This window comes from Roseibium sp. (genome assembly GCF_965276855.1).
Lineage (GTDB): Bacteria > Pseudomonadota > Alphaproteobacteria > Rhizobiales > Stappiaceae > Roseibium.
The window spans coordinates 4236954-4263121 of sequence record NZ_OZ255700.1 but is presented as its reverse complement, the minus strand read 5'-3'; the positions used below and the strand labels follow the sequence as shown (position 1 = coordinate 4263121).

Here is a 26168-nt window from a genome sequence, read left to right as displayed (position 1 = left end):
ATAATGGGACAAGATATTTCAAAAATCGAAGCGGTCATGACAGCGGCACCGGTGATCCCGGTTCTGGTGGTCGAAGACCCGAAAAAAGCTGTCCCTATGGCGGAGGCTCTGGTTCGCGGCGGACTGCCGGCCATCGAAATCACACTCCGCACACCGCATGCCCTGGAAGCAATTGCTGCTGTCAACGAGCACGTGGAAGGCGCGATCGTAGGGGCTGGAACTGTCCTGACGCCTCAGCAGTATGACGCCGTTGTTTCCGCTGGCGCGCGGTTTGTTGTTTCACCCGGAGCGACGGACACGCTTTTGGACGCCGCTCATGAACACAGTGTGCCGCTGTTGCCGGGCGCAGCCACAGCCTCGGAAGTCATGAAGCTTCTGGAACGCGGTTACGAACGGCTGAAATTCTTTCCGGCGGAACAAGCAGGTGGGGCGCCGTACCTGAAGTCTCTGTCATCACCCTTGGCTGCCGCCAAATTCTGCCCCACTGGCGGCGTCAGCCTCGAAAAAGCATCCGACTACTTGAAACTACCAAACGTCTTGTGCGTCGGTGGTTCGTGGATTGCGGATGCGAAGGCGATTGCGTCGGAAGATTGGTCTGGAATTGAGGAGCGCGCGCGTGCGGCCTCCCAACTCGGCAAATAGCAGATCGACCGGTGAACCCCGCTGCTCGGCAGATGTTTTTTAGGCTGAGGCGGCCTCTGATTCCGGCGCCTCATCCTCGCTTCCGTCGACTTTGCGGTCCCAAAGAAGGCGCAGCCCACCGGACGTATCATTCCGCCAGGCAAATTCGGCAACAACAGGCTTGCCAAATTTTTTCATGGTCAACAGCACCTCTTCCGGCAAAGCCGGCAGGCTTTTCGCCATAACGCGGCAACCGTTGTTACCCGCGTCTACGATCGTGCCAGAAATCTCGGTGATCCCCTCAAAGTCGGAAATCTTCACCGGAATGCTGACGTTGTTCCGTTTCTCCCGGCGTTTATCGGAGAAACTTTCAGTCGATTTCACAAACAAGACGGCCGCATCAGAGTCCTTGCGGGACGTGATCTGACATTTGACGAGCTTGTCGGAGTCTTTCGGGCGAATACCGATATTCTTGCTCAGCTCCTGAATATCGGGAGAAGTCAGGCGGCATCCCCATTCCCCGACATTAGAAACAACACCACTGATCACTGACAGATTGTCAAAATCTACAACGAGAACCTCTTCTTCGGCCTCGGGTTTATCCTGCAAGTGCGCAAGTGCATTCATTACCGCCTCCAACAACCCTTTTTACTTAGGGTTATTATCATTTCAAATCGCTTAACATCTTCAATTTTACGCACCTGTTTGCAGGCATCTCGGCAGATTTCAGTGCGGTTCCAATGCATCGGCTTGTCCGGCGCAGGTAAACAAGATCCATTCAGATACATCGAATGCCGATCACATCCAGTCACACAGCTTTTTTTGACAACATGTATCGCGCCAATGGTCCTTTCCCAAACGAACGCATCTTTTAGGATCAAGGCAGCTGTGCTATCTGAAGCAGCGACATTCAAATTGCCCAGAAATACGGGGCCTAAATCGATTTAAGGAGAGCCGCGTGACGCTCGAAACGACCTTCACCATGCTCGCTCAGCAAGCCGAGACCCTGTCCGCGACCTCTCTTCGAAACATGTTTCAAGAAGACCCAGATCGGTTTGCGAAGTTTTCCGCACGCTGTGAAGATCTTCTGCTCGATTATTCAAAAATCAAACTGGATGCCAAGACCCTGGAGCTGTTGCTGCAAGTCGCGCGCGAGGCGGAAGTCGACGTAAAACGCACTGCAATGTTTTCGGGTGAAAGGATCAACGCCACCGAACACCGCGCCGTCCTGCACACGGCCCTGCGCAACCAGTCCACCGATCCGGTTCTGGTCGACGGCGCAGATGTGATGCCAGACATTCGCGCGGTCCTTGATGCGATGGCCGATTTCTCGGAGGCTGTGAGATCCGGGGACCTAACATCTTCAGCCGGAACCGCTTTCACCGATGTCGTCAACATCGGCATTGGCGGGTCGGATCTTGGCCCTGCAATGACCACTTTGGCGCTCGCACCTTATCATGATGGGCCGGAGCTCCATTACGTTTCCAATGTCGACGGTGCGCACATTGCCGACACGTTGGAGAAGCTGGACCCAGCCTCAACCCTGATCATCGTGGCGTCCAAGACATTCACCACGGTTGAAACGATGACCAACGCGCAGACAGCGCGCAAATGGATCGCAGATGCTCTGGGTGAAGAAGCTGTTGGTGCGCATTTCGCTGCCGTCTCAACAGCCCTCGACAAGGTCGAAGCCTTCGGGATCGACGAAACACGCGTTTTCGGTTTCTGGGACTGGGTCGGCGGCCGATATTCGATCTGGTCGGCCATTGGTCTTCCGTTGATGATCGCAATCGGGCCGGACGCCTTCAACGAGTTTCTGGAAGGCGCATATGCGATGGATGTGCATTTCCAGGATGCACCGATGGAAGAGAACCTTCCCATTTTGATGGCCCTGATCGGGATTTGGCACCGCAACGTTTTGGGCTATGGCGCACGTGCCGTTCTCCCATACGATCAGCGTCTTGCCCGGCTTCCTGCTTACTTGCAGCAACTTGACATGGAATCCAACGGCAAGCGGGTCAAATTGGACGGCACATTGGTCGACACTGACACCGGCCCGCTCGTTTGGGGAGAACCCGGCACCAACGGTCAGCACGCATTTTATCAGCTGCTTCATCAGGGCACGACCGTAATCCCATGCGAGTTCCTGATCGCGGCTCGAGGTCATGAAGACGACCTGACGCATCAGCACGAGCTCTTGATCTCCAATTGTTTGGCACAATCGGAAGCGTTGATGCTTGGCCGAACACTTGAAGAGGCCGCAGCGCAACTCTCATCGGCAGGCCTCGATGACGATGAAGTCGCACGCCTGGCGCCACATAAGGTTTTTCCGGGCGACCGGCCGTCACTGACGCTCGTCTATAACGAACTGACGCCTTTCGCACTCGGCCGATTGATTGCCCTTTACGAGCACCGTGTCTTTGTTGAAGGCGTGATCTGGGGCATCAACTCCTTCGACCAATGGGGTGTGGAACTGGGCAAGGAGTTGGCAACGGCTCTGTTGCCAATGGTCAAAGGCGAAGCTGAACCTGTGACAAAAGACTCCTCGACAAAAGGATTGCTTGCCGCACTGCAATCAACAAGCGCAAACGCCTGACGAATTGGTGAATTGGGCGCAGGCAGGACCACAAGGCCATACTTTCGCCTCACCGCACAGGTCTTTGTGCATCAATAGAGGCCTGCGTGCTTTGCGAATTCCATAGGGCATGACAACAACCACGACTTATGTGGCGATTGCCGGTTTGGCAAAACCAACTTACGCTGTGTTCATTGATTTACGCTCCGTGATTCGCCATTGTGGAGCGAAAAGAGAGGTGCCGGCAGGCGTCCTTATAATGAGGAGATCTCAGTTATGAAAAAGCTTGTTTTGCTCGCAGGCATCGCCCTTGCCTTGGCCGGATGCCAATCTGACAGTTCGCGCGATCGCGCACTTGTCGGCGGCGGTCTTGGCGCGGCAACCGGCGCTGCAATTGGCGCAGCAGCCACGGGCGATGTCGGCGGCGCACTTGTTGGCGCGGCGATCGGCGGTGCCGGCGGCGCGATTGTTGGCAGCGCAACAACACCGAAAAATTGCGTAGCGTATGACCGTTACGGCAATCCATACCGGGTGGCCTGCCCGTAACCCTTGAGCATGTCCGGCCACGAACATGCAGTGCACTGAAAAAATGAGAAATAGACGATGAAAAAGCTCTTCTTGGTCGCAGCTACCGCTGCCCTCCTTGCCGGTTGCCAGTCCAGCAGCCAGACAGATCGCGCCCTCGTCGGCGGCGGTTTAGGTGCAGCGACTGGCGCTGTGATCGGCGCGGCGACAGGCGGCGGCGCGGGTGCAGCGCTCGCAGGTGCTGCAATCGGTGGCGCTGGCGGTGCCGTTGTCGGTGCGGCGACAGCACCGAAAAACTGCGTTGCCTACGACCAGTACGGCAACCCCTACCGGGTCGTTTGCCCTTAAGACGGCTGCACTGGGCGTTGGATAACCGACCTTATTAAGAATTGGTTAACCGTCGCCCTTTCACCCTAGGCGAACCTGTTTACCGAAGGAGCGCCCGGGATGAAGCCCGCCATTGCCCTGTTATCGCTGACCCTTTTGCTTGCTGGATGCGCCAACACGGAAAGCCAGCGGGACAGAATGCTGATCGGTGCAGGTCTCGGAGCGGCAACGGGGGCGACGATTGGTGCTGCTGCGGGGTCAACCGGCGGCGCAGCATTTGCTGGCGCAGCCTTGGGTGCAATTGGTGGCGGTTTGATCGGTGTGGTGACGTCTCCACGCAACTGCGTGGCGCGCGACCCGGAAGGCACGCCCTACACCGTCCCCTGCCCCTGAATACGGCACTACTGATGAACACAAAAAGGCCAGCGCAATTGGGCTGGCCTTTTCTGCTTTATTGCTTCGAACCAGCTTAAGCCGCTTGGCTTGCAGCCACCGAATTCAGAGCGCTTTCCGGGTCGACATAGTCATATCCCAGTGCGGTCGCCACAGCTTCGCAGGTGACTTTGCCCTGGTGAACGTTCAAACCCGGAAGGAAGTTTGCATCATCCAGCAACGCTTTCTTCGCGCCCTTGTCGGCGAGCGCCAGAGCGAACGGCAGCGTGGCATTGTTCAGCGCATAAGTCGAAGTCCGTGGGACTGCGCCTGGCATGTTGGCAACGCAGTAGTGCACAACCTCATCAACGATGTAAGTCGGCTCTGAATGCGTGGTCGCCTTGGATGTTTCAAAGCAGCCACCCTGGTCGATTGCAACGTCGACAACGACAGAGCCTGGCTTCATCTTGCTGATCATGTCGGCAGTTACCAGCTTCGGCGCAGCAGCACCTGCAACCAGAACGGCGCCAACGACGATATCAGCGGCAAGAACCTGCTTTTCCAGGGCTGCTTTGGTTGAGTAGACGGTTTTGAGCGCGGAACCGAAGGTCTGCGACAGGTTGGACAGAACCTGCGTATTCCGATCCAAAACAGTTACATCCGCACCGAGGCCCAACGCCATGGTGATGGCATGCGAACCGACAACGCCGCCGCCAATTACAACGACCTTGGCAGGCTCAACACCCGGAACACCACCAACGAGGACACCGGAACCGCCGTTGATCTTCTCAAGGCATTTCGCACCAGCGGTTACGGATAGGCGACCGGCAACTTGAGACATCGGAACCAGAAGCGGCAGGCCGCCTTTGGAATCCACGACAGTTTCGTAGGCAATACAGGTTGCCCCGGACTTCACCAGATCAGCCGTCTGAGCCGCATCGGGCGCGAGATGCAAATAGGTGAACAGGATATGGTGCGGGCGCAGCATGGCGCGCTCAACAGCCTGCGGCTCCTTTACCTTGATGATCATTTCGGCAGCGTCGAAGATTTCCTGAGCGGTTGCGAGGATTTTGGCGCCGCTGGCTTCATAGTCGGCATCGCTGGCGCCGATCCCGGCCCCAGCATTCGTTTCAACAAACACCTCATGGCCATGAGCTGTCATCTCATGAACGCTGTCCGGCGTCAGACCGACCCGGAATTCGTTGTTTTTGATTTCCTTTGGCACGCCAATCCGCATGATCCGTCTCCTCTGGTGCGGCTTGTTTATTGTGTTTGATAGTATCACTGAGAAAGACGCAGGTGCTTGCGTTCAAGGCCTCTCGAAATGCGACTTATGCAATTTTATTGCGTGATTTTTCCAATTTATCAAATTATGTGGTACCAGCGAAAGAACCAATCGAATTATGTGCGGTGCAACATGATCCTCGACAGACTTGACCGAAAGATACTCAACGTTCTGCAGCGTGACGGGCGGATCGCCAATGCGGACCTTGCCGAAAAAATCGGCTTGTCACCCTCTGCCTGCCTGCGTCGCATGCGGGCGCTGGAAGAAGCCGGTGTCATCGACAGCTATGTTGCTCTGCTCGACCAGCGAAAACTTGGCCGGCGGATGGACGTGTTCGTTGAAATCTCACTGACCGGCCAATCAAAGGAAACGCTGGAGAGTTTCGAAAGGGCCGTTGCCCGCTCAGAAGAAATCATGGAGTGTTTCCTGATGGCGGGTGATGCCGACTACATCCTGCGCCTGACAGCAGCGGACCCGATAGATTTTGAACGCATCCACCGGGACCACCTGTCGCAGCTCCCCGGCGTGTTGCGGATGAAATCGTCCTTTGCCATCCGCCCTATCGTCAAACGCACCGCCCTCCCCTTGTCCGAAACAGCGGACGCAGCAGACCGATAGGCCGCTTATGTGAAGCTATCGACGTTCCGGTTCTTGCCCGCTATAGTCGCGACCCTTCTTAGAGGCTTTACAGGAACCCCGTCTGGTGTCCCACACGATTACCCGTTTTCTCGACACAACCTACCAACTTGCCGAATGCCCAACCTGGGACGAGCGCACCAACTGCTTGCTTTGGACCGATATTCAGGGGCGCAGCATTCAATCGATGGATTGGGACACACGCGCCATCACCACATGGCAATTCGACAACGAAGTCGGGTCCTTCGGCCTGTGCGATGATGGTCGGATGATTGTTAGTGTCTGGGACAAAGTGGTTCTGTTCGATCCTCAAACCGGCACTCAAGAGGTTTTGGCCGAGATCGAATCCGACAAACCTCAAACGCGGTTGAACGACGGGAAGGTTGGCCCGGACGGTGCTTTCTGGGTGGGCACAATGGACACAAGCTCCCCGCGGGAACCGATCGCCGGTCTTTACCGCGTCGACAGCAGTGGTGAGGTCGCGGAAATCCGGGACGAACTGCAGTGCTCGAACGGCCTCGCCTGGACGCCGGACGGCGACTACATGTACCACTCCGACACGTCACCGGGATGGATCGAGTGCTATGCCTTTGATGCGGCAACTGGCTCTTTGGGCGCGAAAATGTTGTTCGCGCAGCAAACCAACGCCACAGGTCGGCCGGATGGCGCAACGGTCGATGCCAACGGCAATTACTGGAGTGGCGGGGTTTCTTCCGGCATGGTCAATTGTTTTGCGCCGAACGGCGAATTGCTGGAGGCGATCAAGATGCCTGTGCAACGGCCGACCATGCCTTGCTTTTGCGGGCCAGACCTTGATCATCTGATCGTTACCAGCATCAAGCAGCCGTCCGATCCGACCTCCGTCGAACCGGATACATTGTCCGGTGGATTGTTCCTGATCGAAGGCCACGGTCAGACTGGCTTGAAGACCTATCGCTTCAAAACCGCTCAATAGAACCGGAATTCAAGACCCGAGCTTGGCCCCCTGAGGCAGCATCAAAAGTTGCTGTAGATCCGGGCATTTTGGGTACAGTCGCGAGCGCTCACGCGTTTCAAAACCGTCCGTGCCGGCTGTATGAGCGTGTTCTGGACAACGGTCTGATAGACTGCGGGCCTGAGCACCTTGCAGAGGACCTGCCGTCCGTTGATGGTTTGGTATTCCCAACGTGTGTGAGCCCGATGGGTCATGATTGTGCGTTTGATGTTTTTATAGACCGCGGGCTGGTGAACTTTTTCGTAGCAGGCCTTTGTCATGCTACTGCCAAATACTGGCCCCGCCCCCAGAACGGCCGCTGCCAAGACCATCACTTTGACGCTGTTTGGATACCGCATACTGTTTCCCTGTCTTGAAGTGACTGAAAAGACCGCTTCACCGTAGGGAAAAACTCTTTTGATAGAAAGCAATTCTCCGAATTCTACTTAAGGCTTCCCTGCGACACCCTCGATGCGTGGCAAATTGCAATGATCCATGCTTAACCCCCTCTTTCCGGAATGGCGGAGAAAGAGTTAAGGCGTTTTGGACATACCAACTTCTGCCGCCGGCCGCCGGCTTAGCCCTTTTTCAACTAGCGGCAGCCTTTTGCCCGGATCGGTTGCCATACCGTGCGAGCCGGTTGCACCAACACATTCCGGCTCACAGTCCGATAGACGGCTGGCTTTTGTACACGGTGTGAGGTTGCCGGTTGTATCAGCACCTTTTCCTTCACGTGGCTGTAAACGGCAGGATGTCGTACCGCGACTTTTGAAGCCGGCTTCACCAGTACGCGCTTCGATGCCGTCTGATACACAGCTGGATAGTGCACCTTGCACAAGATCCGGCGGCCTTTGATCGTGCGGTACTCCCAGCCACTAGACGCCGGCTTCACTTGCACCTTGTGATGCTGTGTCTGATAGACGGCAGGACTGGTGCGATATGTGACGCGCTCCGGCTGAACAAGCACACGGCGGGTTTGATACGCATACTGTGCAGGTTGCTGAACCACATAACTGCTGGCGGCTTGAACCAGAACACGTTCATTGACCGTCTTGTACACGGCGGGCACCACGGCCTGTTCATAGCAAGACGATGCATACCCGCCAGCTATTGCGGCATTTAGCGCGAGTGGGCAAAACACGAGCGCGGTAACCGCGCTCCAGAAGGTGCGACGCATAACATTCCCCCAGTCTGGCGCAAGGTAGCGCCTGCCCCACGACAGTAGGGAAGCTTCACCTAAGGGAAAAGCGAAAAGTTAACAGCTGTTAACTTTTGTTTGGCCGGTCTTTGAAAGGTCCTGTTGCGTCGGCCCTTTCTCATAATCGGTGTCTTCGTTGATGATATGCCGGGCTTCTTCCGGCACCCACTCACCCCACCGTGGCTCAAGCTTGTGATCGACCGAAACCCGGTCGTCGAACACAAAGCATTCGCCCTTCCAGAGACTCTTGTCTTCCGGCACTTTTTCCAGATAGTTCAAAATGCCGCCTTCCAGATGGTAGACGTCCTCAAAACCGTTCTTGAGCATCCAGGCGGTAGCTTTCTCGCAGCGGATCCCACCGGTGCAGAACATGGCCACCTTTGGCTTGGTTTTCAGATTTTCCTGATCGTGCACCCACTCCGGAAATTCGCGGAAAGACTGAGTTTCCGGATTGACCGCACCTTCGAACGTTCCGAATGCATACTCGTAATCGTTCCGCGTATCGATAACGACCACACCCGGCTCTGAAATCAGCGCATTCCAGTCTTCAGGCTTTACGTACTCGCCCACGACTTCGTTCGGGTCTATGTTGTCGACCGCAAGCCGGACGATTTCCTGCTTCAAACGCACTTTCATGCGTTTGAAAACATGGCGGTGTGTCCAGGACTCTTTGTGCGTGAGCTCAGCGAGACGCGGATCGGACCGCAAGTATTCAAGGACAGCGCGTACACCGGCTTCAGGACCGCAAATGGTGCCGTTGATGCCTTCAGACGCGAGCAGAATGCTGCCGCGCACATCTTGAGAGACGCAGAACCTTTTGAGCGGATCCCGCATCTCCTCGAAATCATCGAGCGGCGTAAAATAATAGAGGGCTGCGACAAGAAAGTCGTTCATGGGGCTTTGTCTTTTTGTTTGAAAGGCGCCATCGGGCCAGGCCCGTTTGGCGCCCTCTATACAGCGACAGCCCCCTGCCTGAAAAGTCCGCAGTTTCTCGGACCCTTCAGAAACACCCGTCAAGGCCACCGTTGGCGGTCATTGAACGGCAGTTTTTACGGCCTTCAAAAGGTCCAGGAGATCCTGATCCGGGTTTTCAGCGGCCGCGGCAGCAGCGCTGCTGCTTTCGGTGACCTTGTGCAGCTGCGCGATGCCGGCTTTCAATGCGCTTTGGGCCAGCTGGGTCTGCTGTTGCTGCGTCGCCACCGCATTTTCATACAAGATGCTAAGCGAGTTTACGTTGGAAACATACAGGCTGGCCACTGCAACAGCGGGAGACAGTCCAAGAACGAGATCATTGAGACTTGCCGCCTCGCCGATCTTGGCCAGGGTCTCCATGTCAGCTTCAAGGGTATTTAAAGGCACATCAGCCGATTGCTCCGGCTGCGCTTGAAATTTGCTTGGCATGATATCTTCCTTCACTTGCCGGATCATCCGGTTTGGAGGGGCTTCACCTGCCCTCAACGCCTTATCCCGTTGGATCCACACTTTTGGATGCGCCCATGAAACATCAGGGTTACCAGGATGAGGTCGCAGGAAGTATCAACCTATAGTTGTTAATTCTTTATTGCTCCACGCATGCGTAATGGCTCCGTTCCAGAAACTGGAACAGAGCCAATGGCTTATAAAGCGGATTTTGGCTTACCGGCCGCCGCTGAACGCCTGAAGGACCGTCATGAGACCGGTGAGGTTGTCGGCAACGCCGGTCTGGCCAACCTTCTCGGTTGCACCTGCACCAGCCATGGTATCCATGCTGTAGATCTGCATCACACCCTGGTTCACTGCAGCTTGCGCCAGAATGTTTTGCTGCTGTTGTGCAGCCACCGCATTTTCGAACAAAATGCCGGTTGAGTGGGCCATCGACTGGTACAAAGTGCTGATGGCCATGGCCGGGGATTCACCAACCACCTTGACGTTGGATTGGGTCACGGCATCCGTGACCATCGGGTTCACTGTTACGGGATCTGCCATATTTGCTACTCCTTGAGCTGAGCCGGTTCACGTTCGGCTATCGGCACTTGGTTAGACGCCCGCAAATCTTGTGTGTGAAAGTAAACCTGACTTATCTGATTGATAAAAATGGAAAAACAGCAATTCGGACCCAAAAAATCCCGACCAACAAAAAGCCCGCCGACGATGGCGGGCGGACTCATACAATCCTCATGCAATCGAGATTATGATTTTGGTCTGTTTTGTTGCGGGGCCGCATTCGCTTGAGACCGGAGCCCCGCGATTTGGCGCTCAACCTCTCTGGCAACCATTGAGTTGATATTCCCCATCAATGTGTTGAGCTGATAAGCAACCTTTGGATCAGCCAGTGCTGCTGCGCCTGGCCCGAATTGCGGCACTCCCTGGAACGCCTCCCCCTTTTTTTGCTGACTGGCTTTCAAAAGCTCAGTGAGGGAGGCCTTGTCGTTCAGAAGTTTTTCAAGGGCAGCCTGTTGCGCGGACATGGTATTGGAAAGTTGCTCTGCCTTGTCCCGCGCATCGGTCAGGACGCGTTCTACCGCTTGCATCCCTTCATCCAGCGCAGCATCCCCGGCTTCCTTTTTCTTCAAAATTTCGGCTGCTATCCCGACAACTGTCGGCAATGACCTGTAGAGGGATTGGTAGTCGGACTGCAAAGTCGAGGTCTTCAGGAAACTCTCAAGAATTTCCTTGAGGAGGTCTGAGCCTCCGCTGCTTCTTCGGCCAGAGCCAGTACCAGTGCCTGTAGCTGATCCGGGAGCGGCGTTTTGTTGACCTGTGCTACCTGCCTCACCAGAAGCTGCGCTTGATGCAGTTTGTTCAGCGTCAGCTGCTTGACCACTGGTTCCGTCGGAATACTCAGTCTTCTGGGGTGGTGTATCGGCTGCCGCAGTCGCCGGCGCGCCTTTTGCGCCTTGGGTGGAGGCCTTCGGATCACCCGCGCCTGCGGGGGCGGCTGGACTTGGTTTGCGGACCATTTTCCGGCTCCTTTATCTCATCGCTCGGCTCTGACGGTTGTTGTTCCCATTCGGGTAATGGGGGCTCACGGTCCTGCAGTCTGGAAATCATCTGCTCGCGGATAGAAGCAATCTGCCGTGCCCTCAATGGACCCGGCTTCGATCCCGTCCAATCGGCGCTATCGGCTTCCGCCTTCTTCCCGTACCTGCATGCAAGGATATCCCGGTTCCAGTCGCGAATTTGACCTCGGCAATGCTCTTGAGGGCGCTGTGGACGGTCCGGCCGTGAACTGGACACATCCGCTGTAAGACTGTGATCGGCGTCGCCCGGGAACCCTGGATCCACACAACCGCACTGGCGATGTTTTTGCGGCCATGCATTTGCTGTCTCGATTACCTGAATGCTGGCAACTGCCTCAGGTGCAATCGGATCGTTGATACCTTCCAGCGCCCGCAGAGCTGCTTCCACGGATGCCCGGGCCTCAACCAGATAGCTGGATCGTTGGGCAAACTCGATATGGACTTCCGGTTCCGTAAAGCTGCCGCGAACCTGTTCCGCAACTTCGGCCCAGTTCACAAGGCACTCAAGAAGAAGGTCATCAATCTCGCGATAAGCGGTTATGAGATGTGCGGTCATTTCTTTCTCCCGGTCATGCGGTCCAACAGGCGGTTGACCGTCTCCTTTTCTTCCGCGCTCAGGTCTTCAAACGCCTCTGAAATCGTTTTTTCCTTCCGAACCTTTGGAAGCTTCCCTCGATCGCTATCGTCTCCCGGAGCGCTTTTGTCACTGCCTGTTTCATCCCGGCCGCGGTTTTCTTCGTCACCCGCAAGAGATTGGGGCGTGTTCAAAAGCCAGAGAGTAGTTTCCTTCGCGGCGGCCGGAATTGACGCCCCCGGGCGCACTTGATGATACGCAAACATTGGCTGCCTCCTATTGGTTCAGCCCGCAAGATTATGACCCTGTTTTGAAATCAGAGATCACCGTTTTGGACGAGGTTCCTGCTGCCGTACTTACGCTTCCATAAACACCCACTGCCTGCGTCACCATTTGCTGGATGTCGGTCAGAAGCGGGATTTCCTCGCCTGCAAGCGGTGGATTCTCGGCCGCTTTCTTGATCGCAACCGCCTGTGCCGCCACCGCGATCTGCATGATCGCATTCATGTAGTTTGCAGCATCTTGAACCGCGAGGCCGGTTGTCTGGCCAACCATCAGCTCCGGCGGTGTCGACACCATGGTCGGTGCATACTCGGCATTTTCATAGTTGGAAAACTCGGCAGCTTGAACGGCTTGCTGATTGAGCGCACTGGTGGTCGGCGCAGTTTGAGCAGGTTGCGGAGTGTTCTGCCCCCCTGTGTCACCGCCGTTTCCGGGACCGGTTCCGCCTGGTGCGCCGTTATCAGGCTTATCGCCGTTGCCATTTTTAGAAGCTGTCATGGCCTGTGTGTCCTTCTGCGCCGCAGGTTTTAGGTGACCGTTTGCATCGCGTGACAATCCCGGAACGGCGGCATCGGCCTCCACCGCCGGATCCGCCGATTTCGAAGCCGGCTTGCCTTTTCCCATCAATGACTTGAGCGCGCCAAACATCACTGATTACTCCCTGATTGACGCCTCTTACGCCCGTTAGCCGGATTCGCCGATATCCATGATCAGCTGGCACGCCTTGGAAACCACCGCGGTGGTGATCTGGTTCATCGCCTGCTGACTGTGGACCGCATTCTGGATAGACAAACCGGAAGCGTGGCTTGCCACCTGATAAAGGCTGGCGATCGCCTGGGCCGGGGCCTCGGCGACAACTTTGACGTTGGTTTGTGTCACCGCATCCGTGATTTGTGCATTGACAATGTCAGCCATCTCTTCATCCAGTTCCGTGTTGATCGCGATCCAGTCGGCCTGTGTATCCGGTACGAGCCGTCAGAAGGTTGGACGCTTCATTGCACCGCCTGTGATACGCCATGCCCCACTTTGCCCGCCGCGCGCTCCTCACCCACGGCCTCCCGCAGATGCTGGCGAAGATGTTGTACGCGCTTGCGGGCAAGCGGCTCGGAAATCGCCATGGTCACGGCAATCTCCTTGTAGGTACATTCTTCGCAAAATCTCAGACGGAATATGCGCTTGAACTCTGGTGTTAGGGCATCGACAGCTGACAGGACAGCCCGCAAGGCATCCTGATGCCGCAATGTGTTCTCTTGATCCGGCTGCCTGTCTGCCAGGTCAGATTTGTGATCGTGGTAGATATCAGCCCCAAAATCGCGGACCTGCCTTTCGGAGGTCTACTTGCGCAAACGGCTGATGTATTCGTTTTTCATCGCAAACAACAGAAAGGCCCGCGGTTCACGAATAGCCGTATGGTGCCGCTCAACGTGACTGACCGCTTTGATCAAGGTTGCCGACAACAGATCTTCAGCCGCCTCCCGGTCGCCACGCGTCAATCGTAAGGCCCTGCGGCGTAGCACTTGCCCATCGTCAATCCAGCTCATCCAAAGGCTCTGCGCTGGCCCGTTCCACCTCAGTGCCTGTCCATTCTGGCCTGTCATGCGGCGTCTCCGTTTCGCGCTTTGAACCCGTTTTGTTCACACAACCAAAAGACGCTAGGAATTTTTTCTTGTGACCGACTTTTTCAATTTTTTTTGGAGAAGGCTTGTTCCAGATCACAAAATCGCCCACAAGACCATGTTTTCATTGTAATAAGATATACGAGTTTCATCGTGCAATTTACCACACGAACGCAACAACACAACCAGAAATACAACCGAGAGTGGATCTTAACGACTCGAGCGACGACACCGGGCCCTGTAGGCACTGCAGCCTGACCGCAGACACGCAGGTTACCAATGAAAGAAACATGCAATGTATTCAGTCAGGTATAATCAAAAGAAACCTTCATTTTTGCAATTGTTTCATATCGCTGCCAAGTGCGATTGCCTTTATCTTTTGGATTTTTATTGCCAATTGCTCTTTTCACACAATCGGACAAGTCATCTTTCAGCTGAACAACAAGCCTTCCTGGCAAAAACGGCCCATGACGACATTATCGCCGCAGCCGCTGAGCAGAAGAGGCTGTTGCCGCCCAAAGATCAACTGTTGTTTTGCGGCAGTGAACCTTATTTCATCAAGCAAATGCCAATCGAGACTGTCGAAAGCGGCCTGGCCGGAGAAGAGGAGAAATTCCTTTTCAACCTCTGGCACGAAAACAAAGGCGTCATTGAAAACGATGACCGTCTGACGAGGCTTTCATCGAAATTCATTCTCACCTTGCCGGAAGCCGATGCCGGCAAAGTTCCCGAATTGACCTTTGCCGGGCGCGACAGCACTTTCCGCCGCATGTTTCCGACCGCGATTACAAACAACCGCCCCGTCGTTGATGTGTTGCCGGAAAAATATGTAGCCGCCGCAACGGATGCCTATCATATGGCAATTGCGGGAGAGCCGTCCTTCGACATTCAAAGAACAGGACCGCTCCTCGGACCAAAGGTCCCGAACATCACCCAGCAGCGCCTTGTGCTGAAATTCAAGTCCTCATCCGGATTTGAAAGGGTTTTCAGCCTGATCCGGGTCCTTCAGGTACATGAGGCTTCTGATCGCGAGGGAAGCACAACCTTGAACCTAGAAAATTAACTGCGCCGGGGCGCAAAACCATCTGCCTCATACATCCCGCACCTAAGCGGCCTGCGGTTTCACCTGCAAATCCCGCAAGACGGCACCTGCGATTTCAAAGGACCGGAGACGCGCCTTGTGATCATGGATCATGCCGGTGACCATCAACTCATCTGGCTTATACCGATTTAGCAGATGCTGAATCTGAACTTGGACCGTCTCCGGTGACCCCGTGGCAGAACAAGACAGCGCATGTTTCACCTGCGCAAGAACCGGCGCCGGAATTTCTGAAGACAAATCCTCGACCGGATACGGGAGTTTGCCTGGCCGCCCGGTCCTTAGGCGTGCAAATGCAAGATATTGCGAGGACCGCAGATACTGCGCCTCTTCATCGCTTGCCGCCGCACAAACACCAGCAGCCATCACCGCATAAGGCTGATCCAGATATCGGGACGGCTGGAACTGGGCCCGGTAGATCGAAAGCGCGTCTTCGAGCATGTCTGGCGCGAAGTGAGAGGCGAACGCATAGGGCAAACCATAGTGCGCTGCCAGCTGAGCCCCGTAAAGGCTTGAGCCGAGGATCCAGACCGGAACATGTGTGCCCGCGCCTGGAATGGCTCGGACACGTCCGCCTTCCGCCTCATCTGCGAAATAGGCGAGCAGCTCCTGAACGTCCTGGGGGAAGGTGTCGTCCGGCGCCATATGCCGCCGCAAAGCGCGCGCCGTTGCCATATCGGTTCCTGGCGCCCTTCCCAAGCCCAGATCTATCCGGCCCGGATAAAGGCTTGCCAGCGTGCCGAACTGTTCTGCAACGACCAGCGGCGCATGATTGGGCAGCATAATCCCACCGGCACCAACCCGGATGGTGCTGGTCGCCCCCGCCACATGCCCGATCACAACAGCGGTTGCCGCACTGGCGATTCCAGGCATGTTGTGGTGCTCCGCCAGCCAGAACCTGTGATACCCGTTGGCCTCCGCCAGCTGGGCGAGCTCAACCGAATTTCGGAGCGCATCAGCTGCCGTTTTGCCCTCCGGGATGGGCGACAGATCGAGCAGGGAAAACTTATGCATGAGTGACTCCTTTGTCTGGCAGCTATTCACTCAAACACACCCATACAAGCCTCACGACCGCATTTTTAGCTGACACCGGCTGATTTCTGCCCCCGCAACAATCCTGACCCAGCATGCAGGAGCTGTCGCATTCAAGTAAGGCGATTTGCCGCAACCGGGCATCAAAAAAGCACGTGAAAATGCGGACGAACGGCAGAACCCCGCTGTGCTAGCGTCACATCATCGAGTGAAAGCGATGGGGGCAACTATGAACTTTCTGATTGTCTATGCAAGCACCGAGGGGCAAACAAACAAGATCGCCAAATTCATGGCCGGATTACTGACCAATGCTGGTCACCAGGTTCGGTTTCACAACGTCAGCGATGTGGCTGACGGGCTGACGATCACAGATTATGACCACGTGATTGTCGCAGGATCAGTACATTCCGGTAAGCACCAGCCAGACCTTCAGCTGTTCGTTTTTGCAAACCGGGACAGGTTGAAAAAATTGCCAAGCCTTCTCGTTTCCGTCAGCCTTGCAGCGGCTTTTCCAGACACCCAGAGCGAAGCCCAAGGATATGTCGACGCGTTTTTGGAAGCCACGGAGTGGCAGCCGACGCATACGCTCCTGACCGCCGGCGCAATCAAACCGGGGATATACGACTGGTTTCAAAAATCGGCCTTGCTGGAAGGGGATCTGGCGGCTCACCTTGACGAAGATCTTCAAGACACCCGCGAATTCACAGACTGGGACGCATTGAAGCAAAAAACGGCTGAACTCACCGCCACTTGACGCGACAACAGGTTGAACCAGCGCAGTCTGTTTCAGTCATTATAGAAGAAATTTGGTGGGTGAGTGGGGGCTCGAACCCCAGACCCGCTGATTAAGAGTCAGCTGCTCTACCAACTGAGCTACACACCCAAAGCGGTGACGATGCCCAAGGGCCTCCACCGATAGGGCGGATATATAGTCGCCACCATCCGGCTGCAATGGCTCTGTGACACTTTTTTGTCACGCCGCTCAGCCGTTTCCACAGCTTCGGTTCAGCCACGCGATACCCCAACTGCGCGCTGGCCTGACCACTGGATGTTGGAAATTTTCAAAAACATTGCCGATCTTACGCGCAACAAATGAATTTTTGGCTTGACCCCTCCCCCCGGTCTCACTAGGGTGCGGCGCATCAAATCGGACCGGAAGAGCCGGTTTGTGCGTTGGTTGAATGCAGCCGAACGCGCGGAAACGCCGCACCTTCTTCCAAACGGTCTTGTTATCAAAGACCTGCAGCATCAAAGGACTGGAACGACATGATGATGTCGCTCATTCTAGTAGTGGTGGAAAAGCGCGCCCTGGCGGGATGATCCCGACCGGTATATTGGCGCGCGACCAAGGCTCCCTCAGGGGCCTTTTTTTGTATCCGCCGCCTGAAACGCTTCTTCTTCCGGACTTTGATGCCGCAGCAACAGGGCCAAAACCAAACTTGAGAGCCAATAGCCTGACCCATCAGGCGAACATGCAAGGACGTGAGACGAATGACACGGGAAATGACCGGCGCTGAAATGGTTATCCAGGCGCTGAAGGACCAGGGAGTTGACACAATCTTCGGCTACCCAGGTGGTGCTGTGCTTCCCATCTATGACGAGATCATTCAGCAGGACGGCCTTGAGCACATTCTGGTGCGCCATGAACAAGGGGCTGGCCATGCTGCAGAAGGCTATGCGCGTTCCACCGGCAAACCCGGCGTTGCCCTCGTCACGTCCGGCCCCGGCGCAACCAATATGGTCACTGCATTGACGGACGCCATGCTGGACAGCATTCCGCTGGTCTGTATCTCCGGCCAGGTTCCGACCCACTTGATTGGCAATGACGCCTTCCAGGAGTGCGATACGGTCGGCATCACCCGCCCCTGCACCAAGCACAACTGGCTGGTCCGCAACGTCGACGATCTGCCGCGCATTCTGCATGAGGCCTTCTATGTCGCGACCTCCGGCCGTCCGGGCCCGGTTGTGGTCGACATTCCGAAGGACGTTCAGTTCGCTACCGGCACCTATCAGGGACCAACGCCGAACCCGGCTGCAGCGCACAAGAGCTACCGGCCGCAGGTCAAGGGCGATGCAGCCTCGATCCGCATGGCCGCCGAAATGATGGCAGCGGCCAAACGGCCGATCCTTTACACCGGCGGCGGTGTCATCAATTCCGGACCGCAGGCAACGCAGCTGTTGCGCGAGCTGGTGTCCCTGACCGGCTTCCCGATCACATCGACACTGATGGGGCTTGGCGCCTACCCGGCCTCCGGTGACAACTGGCTGGGCATGCTCGGCATGCATGGGACGTACGAAGCCAACATGGCGATGCATGATTGCGATCTGATGATCAACATCGGTGCGCGCTTTGACGACCGGATCACCGGCCGGACCGACGCGTTCTCGCCGGGCTCCAAGAAAATCCATATCGACATCGATCCATCCTCCATCAACAAGACAATCAACGTCGACCTGCCGATCATTGGCGACGTCGGCCATGTTCTGGAGGATCTGGTCCGGATCTGGCGGTCTTCATCCATGAAGGCAGATGCGGCAGCAATGAAGGACTGGTGGTCGCAGATCGATACCTGGCGCGCCCGCAACTCGCTTGCCTACAAGCCGAACAACGATGTCATCATGCCGCAATACGCCATTCAGCGGCTTTATGAACTGACCAAGCACCGCAAGACCTTCGTCTCAACGGAAGTCGGTCAACACCAGATGTGGGCGGCGCAGTTCTATGGCTTTGAAGAGCCGAACCGGTGGCTGACGTCGGGCGGCCTCGGAACCATGGGCTATGGCCTGCCCGCTGCGATCGGCGCGCAAGTCGCACACCGCGACGCCTTGTGTGTCGATATCGCAGGGGATGCATCGATCCTGATGAATATCCAGGAAATGTCGACGGCCGTACAATACCGGTTGCCAGTTAAGGTGTTCATTTTGAACAACCAGTACATGGGCATGGTCCGCCAGTGGCAGCAGCTCCTGCACGGCAATCGCCTGTCTCATTCTTATACGGAAAGCCTGCCGGATTTCGTCAAGCTGGCCGAGGCCTATGGCGGGGTTGGTTTCCGGGTGGAAAAACCGGGTGATCTGGACGGTGCCATCGAGGAGATGATCGCAGTCGACAGACCGGTTCTGTTTGACTGCCGGGTTGCGGCACTCGCCAACTGCTTCCCGATGATCCCGTCGGGCAAGGCTCACAACGAAATGCTGCTTCCGGACGAGGCCAATGACGAGGCCGTTGCCAACGCGATTTCCGCTGAAGGCAAATCCCTCGTTTAAGGCCAGGTCACAAGGATTTTTGAGAAGATGAACGCACAAAACGTCAATGCACCTTCCGCCTATTTCCTGGCCGAAGTCAGCAATGAAATCGAAACCCATACCCTATCGCTGATCGTTGACAACGAGCCGGGCGTGCTTGCCCGCGTGATCGGTCTGTTTTCCGGACGCGGTTACAACATCGACAGCCTGACCGTGTCGGAAACAGAGCACGAGAAGCATTTGTCCCGGATCACGATCGTGACGACCGGTACACCGATGATCATCGAGCAGATCCGCCATCAGCTTGACCGCCTAGTGCCTGTGCACCGTGTTACAGACCTGACCGTACGGGCCCGCCGGCTCAACCAGGACAAACCGCTGGAGCGCGAACTCGCACTGATCAAGGTTGTCGGCGACGGAGACAAGCGCTTGGAAGCTCTGCGTTTGGCAGATGCATTCAAGGCAACCGTCATTGATGCAACGACCGAGCATTTCGTCTTTGAAATTACCGGCCGGACATCCAAGATAGAGCAGTTCATCTCGATCATGAAACCGCTCGGACTGGTCGAGGTCTCCCGCACCGGTGTCGCTGCGGTTCAGCGGGGATCAGAGGGCCTCTAAAAAGAGTTCTGCGGAAACTAACAGTGGCCCCGGTGATTGCACCGGGGTTTTTTCTTTTGGAGGGTTTCGATCCAAAGCAATTCAGCGAATTGAAAAACGACAAGCCCCCGGGACATTATCTTGCGCCCGGAAGGGCAGCTGGAATATCCGGATCTTCTTTCAGCGATGCGATCAACGCAAACAGGTCGGAAAACGGCATCGGTTTGGCGAAATAGTACCCCTGAAAACGATCGCAACCGAGCTTTGAGAGAAGGTCTGCCTGTTCCTTGGTCTCAACCCCCTCCGCCGTAACCCCCAGCTCAAGCGCCTGAGCGATTTCAATGATTGAGCGCAGCAAACGCAGTCCACCGCTGCCAGCGGTCACAAGGGGTGCCAAACGGCGGTCGATCTTTAGCCGATCCGGATTGATCCTTTGGAGCGCAACCACAGATGCCCGGCCACTGCCAAAATCATCGACCTCGATGGAAATCCCTATACTGCGAAGTTCATCGAGCCGCTGCAGGAATGCATCATCCTGTTCTTCAAGAAAAATCGTTTCGAGCAGCTCAAAGCTGATCTGCCCCGGATAACTCTGAGTTTGTTGATGAAGCGCGTCAATATCCGTCAGGTTGACCCGATCTTCGCTGACGTTGAAAGACAGTGTGATCGACCGCATTGAGGTGACCGGCAAATCACGGCACTCCACGATCGCTTTTTCGAAAATCTGGCGGTCAATATCTCCAGCAACGCGCAAATCTGTGGCAAACGGGAGAAACTCACTCGGCGCAAGTATTCCTTTTTGAGGATGACGCCACCTAGCGAGAACCTCCACACCAACAAGGCGCCCGGTTTTTGCGTCTACCTGCGGCTGGTAGTATGGAAGAAATTCTTCTTGTTCGACGGCGCGCAGAATATCATCGGAAAGCGACTTCGCCTCGCGCACCTTCTCCAGATCGGATCGGTCATATGTCTCCATACGCCCGCGGCCCCGGTATTTTGCCTTGTAGAGCGCCACATCTGAGTTGGTGAGAAGGTCTTCGACTTCGGAAAGGGGCGTTTGAGCAATGCCGATCGAGGCGCCCACACGGCACTCCTTCCCATGTGTCTCCATGGTCCGGGACAAATCCTTCAAAAGAGTGCCAGCTAGCTCCACCGGGCGTTGCGGGTCCTCTGAGATGGGCACCAAAACGACGAACTCATCCCCGCCAATACGGGCAACCGCTTCTGACGGTTCCAATTCAGATCGGATACGCTTGGCGGCCTCAACCAGCACATCGTCGCCGGCTCTGTGGCCCATTGTATCGTTGATCTGTTTGAACCGGTCCAGATCGATGTGCAGCGCTGCAATCTCTCCGCCGGCCGATTGACGCCGCCCTGTGAATTCCTCCAGCGTTTTCGCCAGGTATCTGCGATTGCCCAACCCGGTCAGATCATCGTGGAGCGCCATGTGAGTGATTTCGGCATTGGCCTTTTTCAGTTCTTCGGAATTCCTTTCAAGGGCCCGGCGGTGACGCACCAGCTCGGTTGTATCGATCCGTAGAATGACCAAGTCGCCGTTTTCAGCCCGTGACCGCAACAAGCGATGATGCACATCCCCTGGCAACTCCAAGTCCTGGACAGGCTTGTTCACATCCTGAGTCTGATGCGCATCAGACATCCATTCCTCTTCCCGGCCAATCGCATTGGCGATTTTCCCGGCCCTGACAGCGATACGAGCAACTTCCGTGCGATGCATCCCCACTTTCAGATCCGCTGGATTGTTCGACATCGACGCCCGGTATGCATCGTTGCACACCACCAGGCAGTCGTCCGCGTCGTAGATCACAAACGGTGCCGGATAAGCATTCAGCGCGGCAATCAATCTGGCCTGGGCCTCTTCAGCGCCCCTTTTTTCGCGAACAAGTTCCGTCGAATTCAAACGGATAATCACGTAGTCACCGTTGGGCGCGCGCGAGCGCATGAGACGATGATGGACATCACCATCCAGTTCCACATCCTGTGCCGGCATCTGAAGCATGTCTGGGGACAGGATTTCATTGATCCATTCATCTTCACGGCCAACCGCGACCGGATATCGTCCGTGCTTGATTGCAAGCTTCAGAACCTCTTGGAGGTGCATGCCCTCTATCAGCTCACTTGGGGTGTCGGTCACCGAAGCTGCATAACCGTCGTTCCGGTAAACAAGCTTTAGATCAGAATCGTAGATGACGATTGGATCCGGATAAGCGTTGAGCGCGCCAAGGATACGCTCATGAGCATGCTGGAGCGCCGCCATCTCCTGATGCAGAGACGCATACTCAGCAGTTTCCAAGCGGCCCCCATTATCTTTGGCGACATCAACCACTTCGGAGATGTCACGGTAGGTAACACAGCTGTAAAGCTTACCTGCGGCTTTGTCCTGAAACGCAAAACCAGACGCGCTTACCACAAACCTCGAGCCGTCCTCCTTGGCCAGCTCTGCTGTTTCTTGCACTTTTGCAGATTGGTCTTGGAGAAGCTGCTCATGAAAGCCCGCAAGCGGAACGGCATTTTCAGAAGACAGGTCGTCGTAGGACCCGAACAATGCTGTGAACGCTTGATTGGTGTAAACGACTTGCAAGGCTTCGCTATCTGGCGAGGATTGGCAGACAGCAACCGCATCCGTTGTCAGATCAAGAAACGCTTTATTGAGTATTTCCAATCCCGCACTCGCCTTCGAAAGCACACTTTGTGTTTACAAGACACCCGTTAGGCAAGAATGAATAGAAGTAAACAAATTTCCAGATATTTTCAAAAAAACATACCATACCATAAGTAATTATAACAATATTGATCAAGGCAAAGCCTGAACGATCGAAAATCAAAAAATTACAAGATGCTCTTCTACGTAAGTTCTCCAAATCAAGTTCAAGACACAATTGGCTGCAGCCGTTGCCTTGGAAAGGCTCCAAGAGGCCCATTTGTGCCAACGCGACCTAGACGCGACACGGATCTGCGCGTATACGACACCGGCGTTTGTGCGGCGCATCCGCCGCAGCTGATACACCTGTCAAGAACAAAGGCTCTAGGCCCATGATCCACGGTCTGTCCCGGCCGAAGAACCAGATCCGCTGGCTGCTGCTGGAAGGCATCTCGCCGACCGCGCACGCGATTCTGGAGAAAAACGGTTACACGAATGTGGAAGTCCTGTCCGGCGCGCTGGAAAAGGACGCCCTGATCGAGAAGATGCAGGACGTGCAGATGCTCGGCATCCGCTCCCGGACACAAGTAACGGAAGAGGTTCTGGAAGCGGCAAAGTCGCTGGTCGCCGTCGGCTGTTTTTCTGTTGGCACCAACCAGGTCGACCTCGGCGGCACCCTGACCCGCGGCATTCCGGTCTTCAACGCACCGTTTTCCAACACGCGGTCCGTGGCTGAACTGACCATTGCCGAAATCGTCATGTTGATGCGCGGCGTCTTTCCCAAATCGAGCGGCGCTCACGAAGGCCGCTGGATGAAGACGGCTGCCGGTTCTCACGAAGTACGCGGCAAGACCCTCGGCATCATCGGCTACGGCAACATCGGCACGCAGCTGTCCAATCTCGCAGAAGCGATGGGCCTGCGGGTGATCTATTACGATACCATCGACAAGCTGCAGCACGGCAACGTCATGCCAGCCGAGAGCATGGATGCACTCCTTGCAGAATCCGACGTCGTCTCCCTGCACGTGCCCGACACGCCGGGCACCCGGGACATGTTCGGCGCAGATCAGATCGCCAAGATGAAAAAGGGCGCGTTCCTGATCAACAATGCCCGCGGCAAGGTCGTCGACATTGATGCGCTCGCAGCAGCCCTGATATCCGGACATTTGGCCGGTGCTGCGGTCGATGTCTTCCCGGTTGAGCCGAAGTCCAACAAGGACGAGTTCATCTCGCCGCTGCGCGGTCTCGACAACGTGATCTTGACCCCGCATGTCGGCGGCTCAACGGAAGAGGCTCAGGCCCGCATCGGTGAGGAAGTCTCCAAGCGTCTGGTGGAATACTCAGACGTTGGCTCTACGATCGGCGCAGTGTCCTTCCCGCAGGTTCAGCTGCCAAAGGGCACGGATGCGACCCGCTTCATTCAGGTGCACCACAATGCGCCCGGCGCGATGCGCACTTTGAACGATCTCTTCACCCGGCACGACCTCAACATCCATGCCCAGTACATGCAGTCGCATCTGGACATTGGTTACGTGGTGCTCGATGTCGACAGCCCGGTTCAGGATCCGGTCAAGATCCTGGAAGAAATCCGGGCCTTGCCAAACACCATCCGCGCCCGCCTGCTCAACCGGGTTTGAGCCGAAAGAGCATCTCACACAGATGATAAAGCCCCGCAACTTGCGGGGCTTTGCATTCAAGCAACGGGATCGATGACCAGCAGCAATCGCGGTCCGTCTTCCGGTGTGACCTCCGGCGAGCGGTGCAGGATGCCGGTGGTCTCGTCCGTGTCCCAGAGCGCGCCACGAAACAAAGCAGCAGCGCCGCGTTTCACCCGCCGGATGCGCTTGGGATCCGCTTCAGAGCCCAGCGGCACATACTCTGTCCCCGCTCCGCGATAGGTGCACAGCAAACGCGCTGGCACCCGGTCGATGTGAAACTTTGGACACATCACCTCATCGGCCACATCCAACCGCAGCCGGACGTGATCAACGTCAAGGATCTTGGCCATCATGACGGAAAGGGCGCCAATATCACTCGCCAGAACATCCCGTTCTGGACATGCGTCGAGACCTGATGTTTCGCACGCCGTGATAACGGCGGCTTCGGCCAGATGAACCGGAACAACGGTTCGAAGATCCGGCAACAGGTCCATACCAAGACCATCCATCCACGACTGGAAACCCGGCTCCGGAGAGCGCTGCCAGATCGCAGCCGCAACACCTGGCGAAGCAATTTCGGTCAAGATGTCCGCTTCCCGCCCCATGAAGACGTCGGCTGCAACTGGAGCTGCTAAAGTCTCAAGTGCAAGGCTCATTCGGCGGCCTCCCGGCGTTGGAAGGGCGGGAACGGATCGGCAAGGGATGCGAAAGCCGACAAATCGTCCCCGGCCTCCGGCGGGATCAGGCAAGCGTCCATCCGCTCCCGCAGCTCGGGCCAATCAATACCTGCGCCTATGATGACGATTTCCTGGCGGCGGTCACCAAATGGCTCTGACCAGTGAGCGCGCGCATAAGCCTGAACGCGCTCGTCCTGCGGCCATTGCGCTGACGGAACAGAGGCCCACCAGGTTCCAAGCGGGCTGATGCTGGACAGCGCGCCTGCGAGCGAAAACTCCAGCACATAATCCGGGCGGCTTGCGATCCAGAAATGTCCCTTGGCGCGGATAACACCCGGCAAAGATCCATTCAAAAGCGCGTGGATTTTGGCAGGATCAAATGGCCGGCGGGCGCGGTAGACATAGGAAGCAACGCCATACTCCTCCGTTTCCGGGACATGGTCGGCAAACCCATAAAGCTCCTTGGCCCACATCGGGTGCTCATGGGCCTTTTCGAAATCGAACAGCCCCGTGTTCAGGATTTCGGAAGGCTCCACAACGGAATAGTCTGTCTCAATGATGCGGGCGTCCGCGTTGAGGCTGCGGATGATCTTCCGGGCCGCATCCACCTGCCCCGCATTCGCTGCACTCACCTTGTTGAGCACCACGACATCGGCGAACTCGATTTGATCGGTGAGGAGATGCACGAGGGTCCGCTCGTCCTCTTCGCCGAGCGTCTCGCCCCGGTCACTCAGGAAATCATGGCTGGAGAAGTCTTTCAGTAGGTTCACGGCATCGACAACGGTGACCATCGTGTCGATCCGCGCAACGTCGGAGAGGCTTTCGCCCTCCTCATCCCGGAAATCAAAGGTTGCCGCCACTGGCAACGGCTCCGAAATTCCCGTCGATTCAATCAACAGATAGTCGAACCTGCGCTCTTCAGCGATCCGGCGCACTTCCTTCAAGAGGTCGTCACGAAGGGTGCAGCAGATGCAGCCATTCGACATTTCGACCAGTGTCTCATCGGTATGACTGAGTTCCGCACCGCCGTACCGCACCAAATCCGCGTCGATGTTCACTTCGGACATGTCGTTCACGATGACGGCGACCTTCAGACCGTCGCGGTTGTTGAGAACGCGGTTCAGCAAGGTTGTTTTGCCGGCGCCCAGAAAGCCGGACAGGATCGTTACGGGCAAACGGATGGCAGACATGGGCTCTCCATTATGTATCGCCAA

The 26168-nt window shown here is 56.1% G+C and carries 29 protein-coding genes and 1 tRNA gene; 12 read left to right on the top strand and 18 right to left on the bottom strand.

Annotation, left to right across the window (positions count from 1 at the left end):
- Nucleotides 1-3 precede the first annotated feature (3 nt).
- A complete protein-coding gene (eda, locus tag ACQY4Z_RS19635) occupies nt 4-642 on the top strand; it encodes a bifunctional 4-hydroxy-2-oxoglutarate aldolase/2-dehydro-3-deoxy-phosphogluconate aldolase (protein ID WP_428524095.1) in 639 nt (212 codons plus the stop codon).
- 39 nt (nt 643-681) lie between these two features.
- Here the strand turns inward: eda and ACQY4Z_RS19630 are convergent, their stop codons facing one another.
- The gene (locus ACQY4Z_RS19630) at nt 682-1248 is read right to left on the bottom strand and encodes a PilZ domain-containing protein (RefSeq protein WP_008190645.1); all 567 of its coding nucleotides are present in this window, start codon (nt 1246-1248) and stop codon (nt 682-684) included.
- Nucleotides 1249-1579: 331 nt separating this feature from the next.
- On the opposite strand from ACQY4Z_RS19630, the gene pgi reads away from it, so the two are divergent.
- From pgi to ACQY4Z_RS19610, 4 genes are all read left to right on the top strand, one after another.
- Nucleotides 1580-3217 (top strand): glucose-6-phosphate isomerase, encoded by a 1638-nt coding sequence (gene pgi, locus ACQY4Z_RS19625; RefSeq protein WP_428524093.1) that lies wholly within the window; start codon nt 1580-1582, stop codon nt 3215-3217.
- Nucleotides 3218-3472: 255 nt separating this feature from the next.
- Nucleotides 3473-3742: a glycine zipper domain-containing protein gene (locus ACQY4Z_RS19620; RefSeq protein WP_428524091.1), complete on the top strand. Its 270-nt coding sequence runs from the start codon at nt 3473-3475 to the stop codon at nt 3740-3742.
- Between the two features lie 57 nt (nt 3743-3799).
- Nucleotides 3800-4069: a bacteriocin gene (locus ACQY4Z_RS19615; RefSeq protein WP_133946415.1), complete on the top strand. Its 270-nt coding sequence runs from the start codon at nt 3800-3802 to the stop codon at nt 4067-4069.
- 99 nt (nt 4070-4168) lie between these two features.
- Nucleotides 4169-4441, top strand: coding sequence for a bacteriocin (locus ACQY4Z_RS19610; RefSeq protein WP_209174148.1), 273 nt, complete (start codon nt 4169-4171; stop codon nt 4439-4441).
- Between the two features lie 76 nt (nt 4442-4517).
- On the opposite strand, the gene ald is transcribed toward ACQY4Z_RS19610, so the two are convergent.
- Entirely contained in the window at nt 4518-5657 is a 1140-nt protein-coding gene (gene ald, locus ACQY4Z_RS19605) for an alanine dehydrogenase (protein ID WP_428524088.1), read from the bottom strand.
- A 180-nt stretch (nt 5658-5837) separates the two neighbouring features.
- On the opposite strand from ald, the gene ACQY4Z_RS19600 reads away from it, so the two are divergent.
- Nucleotides 5838-6323, top strand: a complete 486-nt coding sequence (locus ACQY4Z_RS19600; RefSeq protein WP_040452332.1) for an Lrp/AsnC family transcriptional regulator — start codon at nt 5838-5840, stop codon at nt 6321-6323.
- Nucleotides 6324-6408: 85 nt separating this feature from the next.
- On the top strand, nt 6409-7296 hold the full coding sequence (locus ACQY4Z_RS19595; protein WP_428524085.1) for an SMP-30/gluconolactonase/LRE family protein: 888 nt from the start codon (nt 6409-6411) through the stop codon (nt 7294-7296).
- Between the two features lie 610 nt (nt 7297-7906).
- On the opposite strand, the gene ACQY4Z_RS19590 is transcribed toward ACQY4Z_RS19595, so the two are convergent.
- From ACQY4Z_RS19590 to ACQY4Z_RS19540, 11 genes are all read right to left on the bottom strand, one after another.
- On the bottom strand, nt 7907-8491 hold the full coding sequence (locus tag ACQY4Z_RS19590; RefSeq protein ID WP_428524083.1) for a hypothetical protein: 585 nt from the start codon (nt 8489-8491) through the stop codon (nt 7907-7909).
- Nucleotides 8492-8569: 78 nt separating this feature from the next.
- Nucleotides 8570-9406 (bottom strand): rhodanese-related sulfurtransferase, encoded by an 837-nt coding sequence (locus tag ACQY4Z_RS19585; protein ID WP_428524081.1) that lies wholly within the window; start codon nt 9404-9406, stop codon nt 8570-8572.
- A 138-nt stretch (nt 9407-9544) separates the two neighbouring features.
- Nucleotides 9545-9913 carry a RebB family R body protein gene (locus tag ACQY4Z_RS19580; RefSeq protein WP_428524079.1) on the bottom strand — a complete coding sequence of 123 codons (369 nt, stop codon included), beginning with the start codon at nt 9911-9913 and terminating at the stop codon, nt 9545-9547.
- A gap of 234 nt (nt 9914-10147) precedes the next feature.
- Nucleotides 10148-10477 carry a RebB family R body protein gene (locus ACQY4Z_RS19575; protein ID WP_133946398.1) on the bottom strand — a complete coding sequence of 110 codons (330 nt, stop codon included), beginning with the start codon at nt 10475-10477 and terminating at the stop codon, nt 10148-10150.
- 203 nt (nt 10478-10680) lie between these two features.
- Nucleotides 10681-11451, bottom strand: a complete 771-nt coding sequence (locus ACQY4Z_RS19570; protein WP_428524077.1) for a hypothetical protein — start codon at nt 11449-11451, stop codon at nt 10681-10683.
- Nucleotides 11408-12067, bottom strand: a complete 660-nt coding sequence (locus ACQY4Z_RS19565; RefSeq protein WP_428524075.1) for a hypothetical protein — start codon at nt 12065-12067, stop codon at nt 11408-11410. Before ACQY4Z_RS19565 ends, ACQY4Z_RS19570 begins: the two co-directional genes overlap by 44 nt.
- The gene (locus tag ACQY4Z_RS19560; protein ID WP_428524073.1) at nt 12064-12351 is read right to left on the bottom strand and encodes a hypothetical protein; all 288 of its coding nucleotides are present in this window, start codon (nt 12349-12351) and stop codon (nt 12064-12066) included. Before ACQY4Z_RS19560 ends, ACQY4Z_RS19565 begins: the two co-directional genes overlap by 4 nt.
- Before the next feature lie 31 nt (nt 12352-12382).
- Complete coding sequence (locus ACQY4Z_RS19555; RefSeq protein ID WP_428524071.1) at nt 12383-13015, bottom strand: hypothetical protein; 633 nt, start codon at nt 13013-13015, stop codon at nt 12383-12385.
- Between the two features lie 36 nt (nt 13016-13051).
- Nucleotides 13052-13282, bottom strand: coding sequence for a RebB family R body protein (locus ACQY4Z_RS19550; RefSeq protein WP_133946388.1), 231 nt, complete (start codon nt 13280-13282; stop codon nt 13052-13054).
- A 77-nt stretch (nt 13283-13359) separates the two neighbouring features.
- Entirely contained in the window at nt 13360-13608 is a 249-nt protein-coding gene (locus ACQY4Z_RS19545) for an RNA polymerase sigma factor (RefSeq protein ID WP_428524069.1), read from the bottom strand.
- Between the two features lie 93 nt (nt 13609-13701).
- Nucleotides 13702-13965 (bottom strand): sigma factor, encoded by a 264-nt coding sequence (locus tag ACQY4Z_RS19540; protein WP_428524067.1) that lies wholly within the window; start codon nt 13963-13965, stop codon nt 13702-13704.
- A gap of 526 nt (nt 13966-14491) precedes the next feature.
- Between ACQY4Z_RS19540 and ACQY4Z_RS19535 the strand changes: the two genes are divergently transcribed.
- On the top strand, nt 14492-15046 hold the full coding sequence (locus tag ACQY4Z_RS19535) for a hypothetical protein (RefSeq protein WP_428524065.1): 555 nt from the start codon (nt 14492-14494) through the stop codon (nt 15044-15046).
- 42 nt (nt 15047-15088) lie between these two features.
- Here the strand turns inward: ACQY4Z_RS19535 and ACQY4Z_RS19530 are convergent, their stop codons facing one another.
- Nucleotides 15089-16096, bottom strand: coding sequence for an LLM class flavin-dependent oxidoreductase (locus tag ACQY4Z_RS19530; protein ID WP_428524063.1), 1008 nt, complete (start codon nt 16094-16096; stop codon nt 15089-15091).
- A 247-nt stretch (nt 16097-16343) separates the two neighbouring features.
- Here ACQY4Z_RS19530 and ACQY4Z_RS19525 point away from each other — a divergent pair, with 247 nt between their 5' ends.
- The gene (locus tag ACQY4Z_RS19525; protein ID WP_428524061.1) at nt 16344-16868 is read left to right on the top strand and encodes a flavodoxin domain-containing protein; all 525 of its coding nucleotides are present in this window, start codon (nt 16344-16346) and stop codon (nt 16866-16868) included.
- 53 nt (nt 16869-16921) lie between these two features.
- On the opposite strand, the gene ACQY4Z_RS19520 is transcribed toward ACQY4Z_RS19525, so the two are convergent.
- Nucleotides 16922-16997 (bottom strand) — tRNA-Lys (locus ACQY4Z_RS19520).
- A gap of 608 nt (nt 16998-17605) precedes the next feature.
- Between ACQY4Z_RS19520 and ACQY4Z_RS19515 the strand changes: the two genes are divergently transcribed.
- Together ACQY4Z_RS19515 and ilvN are read left to right on the top strand one after the other, a co-directional pair.
- Nucleotides 17606-19381: an acetolactate synthase 3 large subunit gene (locus ACQY4Z_RS19515; protein WP_428524059.1), complete on the top strand. Its 1776-nt coding sequence runs from the start codon at nt 17606-17608 to the stop codon at nt 19379-19381.
- Between the two features lie 27 nt (nt 19382-19408).
- A complete protein-coding gene (ilvN, locus tag ACQY4Z_RS19510) occupies nt 19409-19981 on the top strand; it encodes an acetolactate synthase small subunit (RefSeq protein WP_008189543.1) in 573 nt (190 codons plus the stop codon).
- Nucleotides 19982-20096: 115 nt separating this feature from the next.
- On the opposite strand, the gene ACQY4Z_RS19505 is transcribed toward ilvN, so the two are convergent.
- On the bottom strand, nt 20097-22640 hold the full coding sequence (locus ACQY4Z_RS19505) for an EAL domain-containing protein (protein ID WP_428524057.1): 2544 nt from the start codon (nt 22638-22640) through the stop codon (nt 20097-20099).
- A 371-nt stretch (nt 22641-23011) separates the two neighbouring features.
- Here ACQY4Z_RS19505 and serA point away from each other — a divergent pair, with 371 nt between their 5' ends.
- Nucleotides 23012-24256: a phosphoglycerate dehydrogenase gene (serA, locus tag ACQY4Z_RS19500; protein WP_428524055.1), complete on the top strand. Its 1245-nt coding sequence runs from the start codon at nt 23012-23014 to the stop codon at nt 24254-24256.
- A gap of 56 nt (nt 24257-24312) precedes the next feature.
- On the opposite strand, the gene ACQY4Z_RS19495 is transcribed toward serA, so the two are convergent.
- Nucleotides 24313-24933 carry a DUF1826 domain-containing protein gene (locus ACQY4Z_RS19495; RefSeq protein WP_428524053.1) on the bottom strand — a complete coding sequence of 207 codons (621 nt, stop codon included), beginning with the start codon at nt 24931-24933 and terminating at the stop codon, nt 24313-24315.
- Complete coding sequence (locus tag ACQY4Z_RS19490) at nt 24930-26144, bottom strand: GTP-binding protein (protein WP_428524051.1); 1215 nt, start codon at nt 26142-26144, stop codon at nt 24930-24932. The genes ACQY4Z_RS19495 and ACQY4Z_RS19490 overlap by 4 nt, the downstream gene beginning before the upstream one ends.
- Nucleotides 26145-26168: the final 24 nt, after the last annotated feature.

Bases quoted from the DNA above. Each gene is read 5' to 3' on its own strand.
- eda (WP_428524095.1), top strand. From the start codon at position 4: ATGGGACAAGATATTTCAAAAATCGAAGCGGTCATGACAGCGGCACCG.
- ACQY4Z_RS19630 (WP_008190645.1), bottom strand. From the start codon at position 1,248: ATGAATGCACTTGCGCACTTGCAGGATAAACCCGAGGCCGAAGAAGAG.
- ACQY4Z_RS19620 (WP_428524091.1), top strand. From the start codon at position 3,473: ATGAAAAAGCTTGTTTTGCTCGCAGGCATCGCCCTTGCCTTGGCCGGA.
- ACQY4Z_RS19615 (WP_133946415.1), top strand. From the start codon at position 3,800: ATGAAAAAGCTCTTCTTGGTCGCAGCTACCGCTGCCCTCCTTGCCGGT.
- ACQY4Z_RS19610 (WP_209174148.1), top strand. From the start codon at position 4,169: ATGAAGCCCGCCATTGCCCTGTTATCGCTGACCCTTTTGCTTGCTGGA.
- ald (WP_428524088.1), bottom strand. From the start codon at position 5,657: ATGCGGATTGGCGTGCCAAAGGAAATCAAAAACAACGAATTCCGGGTC.
- ACQY4Z_RS19600 (WP_040452332.1), top strand. From the start codon at position 5,838: ATGATCCTCGACAGACTTGACCGAAAGATACTCAACGTTCTGCAGCGT.
- ACQY4Z_RS19590 (WP_428524083.1), bottom strand. From the start codon at position 8,491: ATGCGTCGCACCTTCTGGAGCGCGGTTACCGCGCTCGTGTTTTGCCCA.
- ACQY4Z_RS19585 (WP_428524081.1), bottom strand. From the start codon at position 9,406: ATGAACGACTTTCTTGTCGCAGCCCTCTATTATTTTACGCCGCTCGAT.
- ACQY4Z_RS19580 (WP_428524079.1), bottom strand. From the start codon at position 9,913: ATGCCAAGCAAATTTCAAGCGCAGCCGGAGCAATCGGCTGATGTGCCT.
- ACQY4Z_RS19575 (WP_133946398.1), bottom strand. From the start codon at position 10,477: ATGGCAGATCCCGTAACAGTGAACCCGATGGTCACGGATGCCGTGACC.
- ACQY4Z_RS19570 (WP_428524077.1), bottom strand. From the start codon at position 11,451: ATGGTCCGCAAACCAAGTCCAGCCGCCCCCGCAGGCGCGGGTGATCCG.
- ACQY4Z_RS19565 (WP_428524075.1), bottom strand. From the start codon at position 12,067: ATGACCGCACATCTCATAACCGCTTATCGCGAGATTGATGACCTTCTT.
- ACQY4Z_RS19560 (WP_428524073.1), bottom strand. From the start codon at position 12,351: ATGTTTGCGTATCATCAAGTGCGCCCGGGGGCGTCAATTCCGGCCGCC.
- ACQY4Z_RS19555 (WP_428524071.1), bottom strand. From the start codon at position 13,015: ATGTTTGGCGCGCTCAAGTCATTGATGGGAAAAGGCAAGCCGGCTTCG.
- ACQY4Z_RS19550 (WP_133946388.1), bottom strand. From the start codon at position 13,282: ATGGCTGACATTGTCAATGCACAAATCACGGATGCGGTGACACAAACC.
- ACQY4Z_RS19540 (WP_428524067.1), bottom strand. From the start codon at position 13,965: ATGACAGGCCAGAATGGACAGGCACTGAGGTGGAACGGGCCAGCGCAG.
- ACQY4Z_RS19530 (WP_428524063.1), bottom strand. From the start codon at position 16,096: ATGCATAAGTTTTCCCTGCTCGATCTGTCGCCCATCCCGGAGGGCAAA.
- ACQY4Z_RS19525 (WP_428524061.1), top strand. From the start codon at position 16,344: ATGAACTTTCTGATTGTCTATGCAAGCACCGAGGGGCAAACAAACAAG.
- ACQY4Z_RS19515 (WP_428524059.1), top strand. From the start codon at position 17,606: ATGACACGGGAAATGACCGGCGCTGAAATGGTTATCCAGGCGCTGAAG.
- ilvN (WP_008189543.1), top strand. From the start codon at position 19,409: ATGAACGCACAAAACGTCAATGCACCTTCCGCCTATTTCCTGGCCGAA.
- serA (WP_428524055.1), top strand. From the start codon at position 23,012: ATGATCCACGGTCTGTCCCGGCCGAAGAACCAGATCCGCTGGCTGCTG.
- ACQY4Z_RS19495 (WP_428524053.1), bottom strand. From the start codon at position 24,933: ATGAGCCTTGCACTTGAGACTTTAGCAGCTCCAGTTGCAGCCGACGTC.
- ACQY4Z_RS19490 (WP_428524051.1), bottom strand. From the start codon at position 26,144: ATGTCTGCCATCCGTTTGCCCGTAACGATCCTGTCCGGCTTTCTGGGC.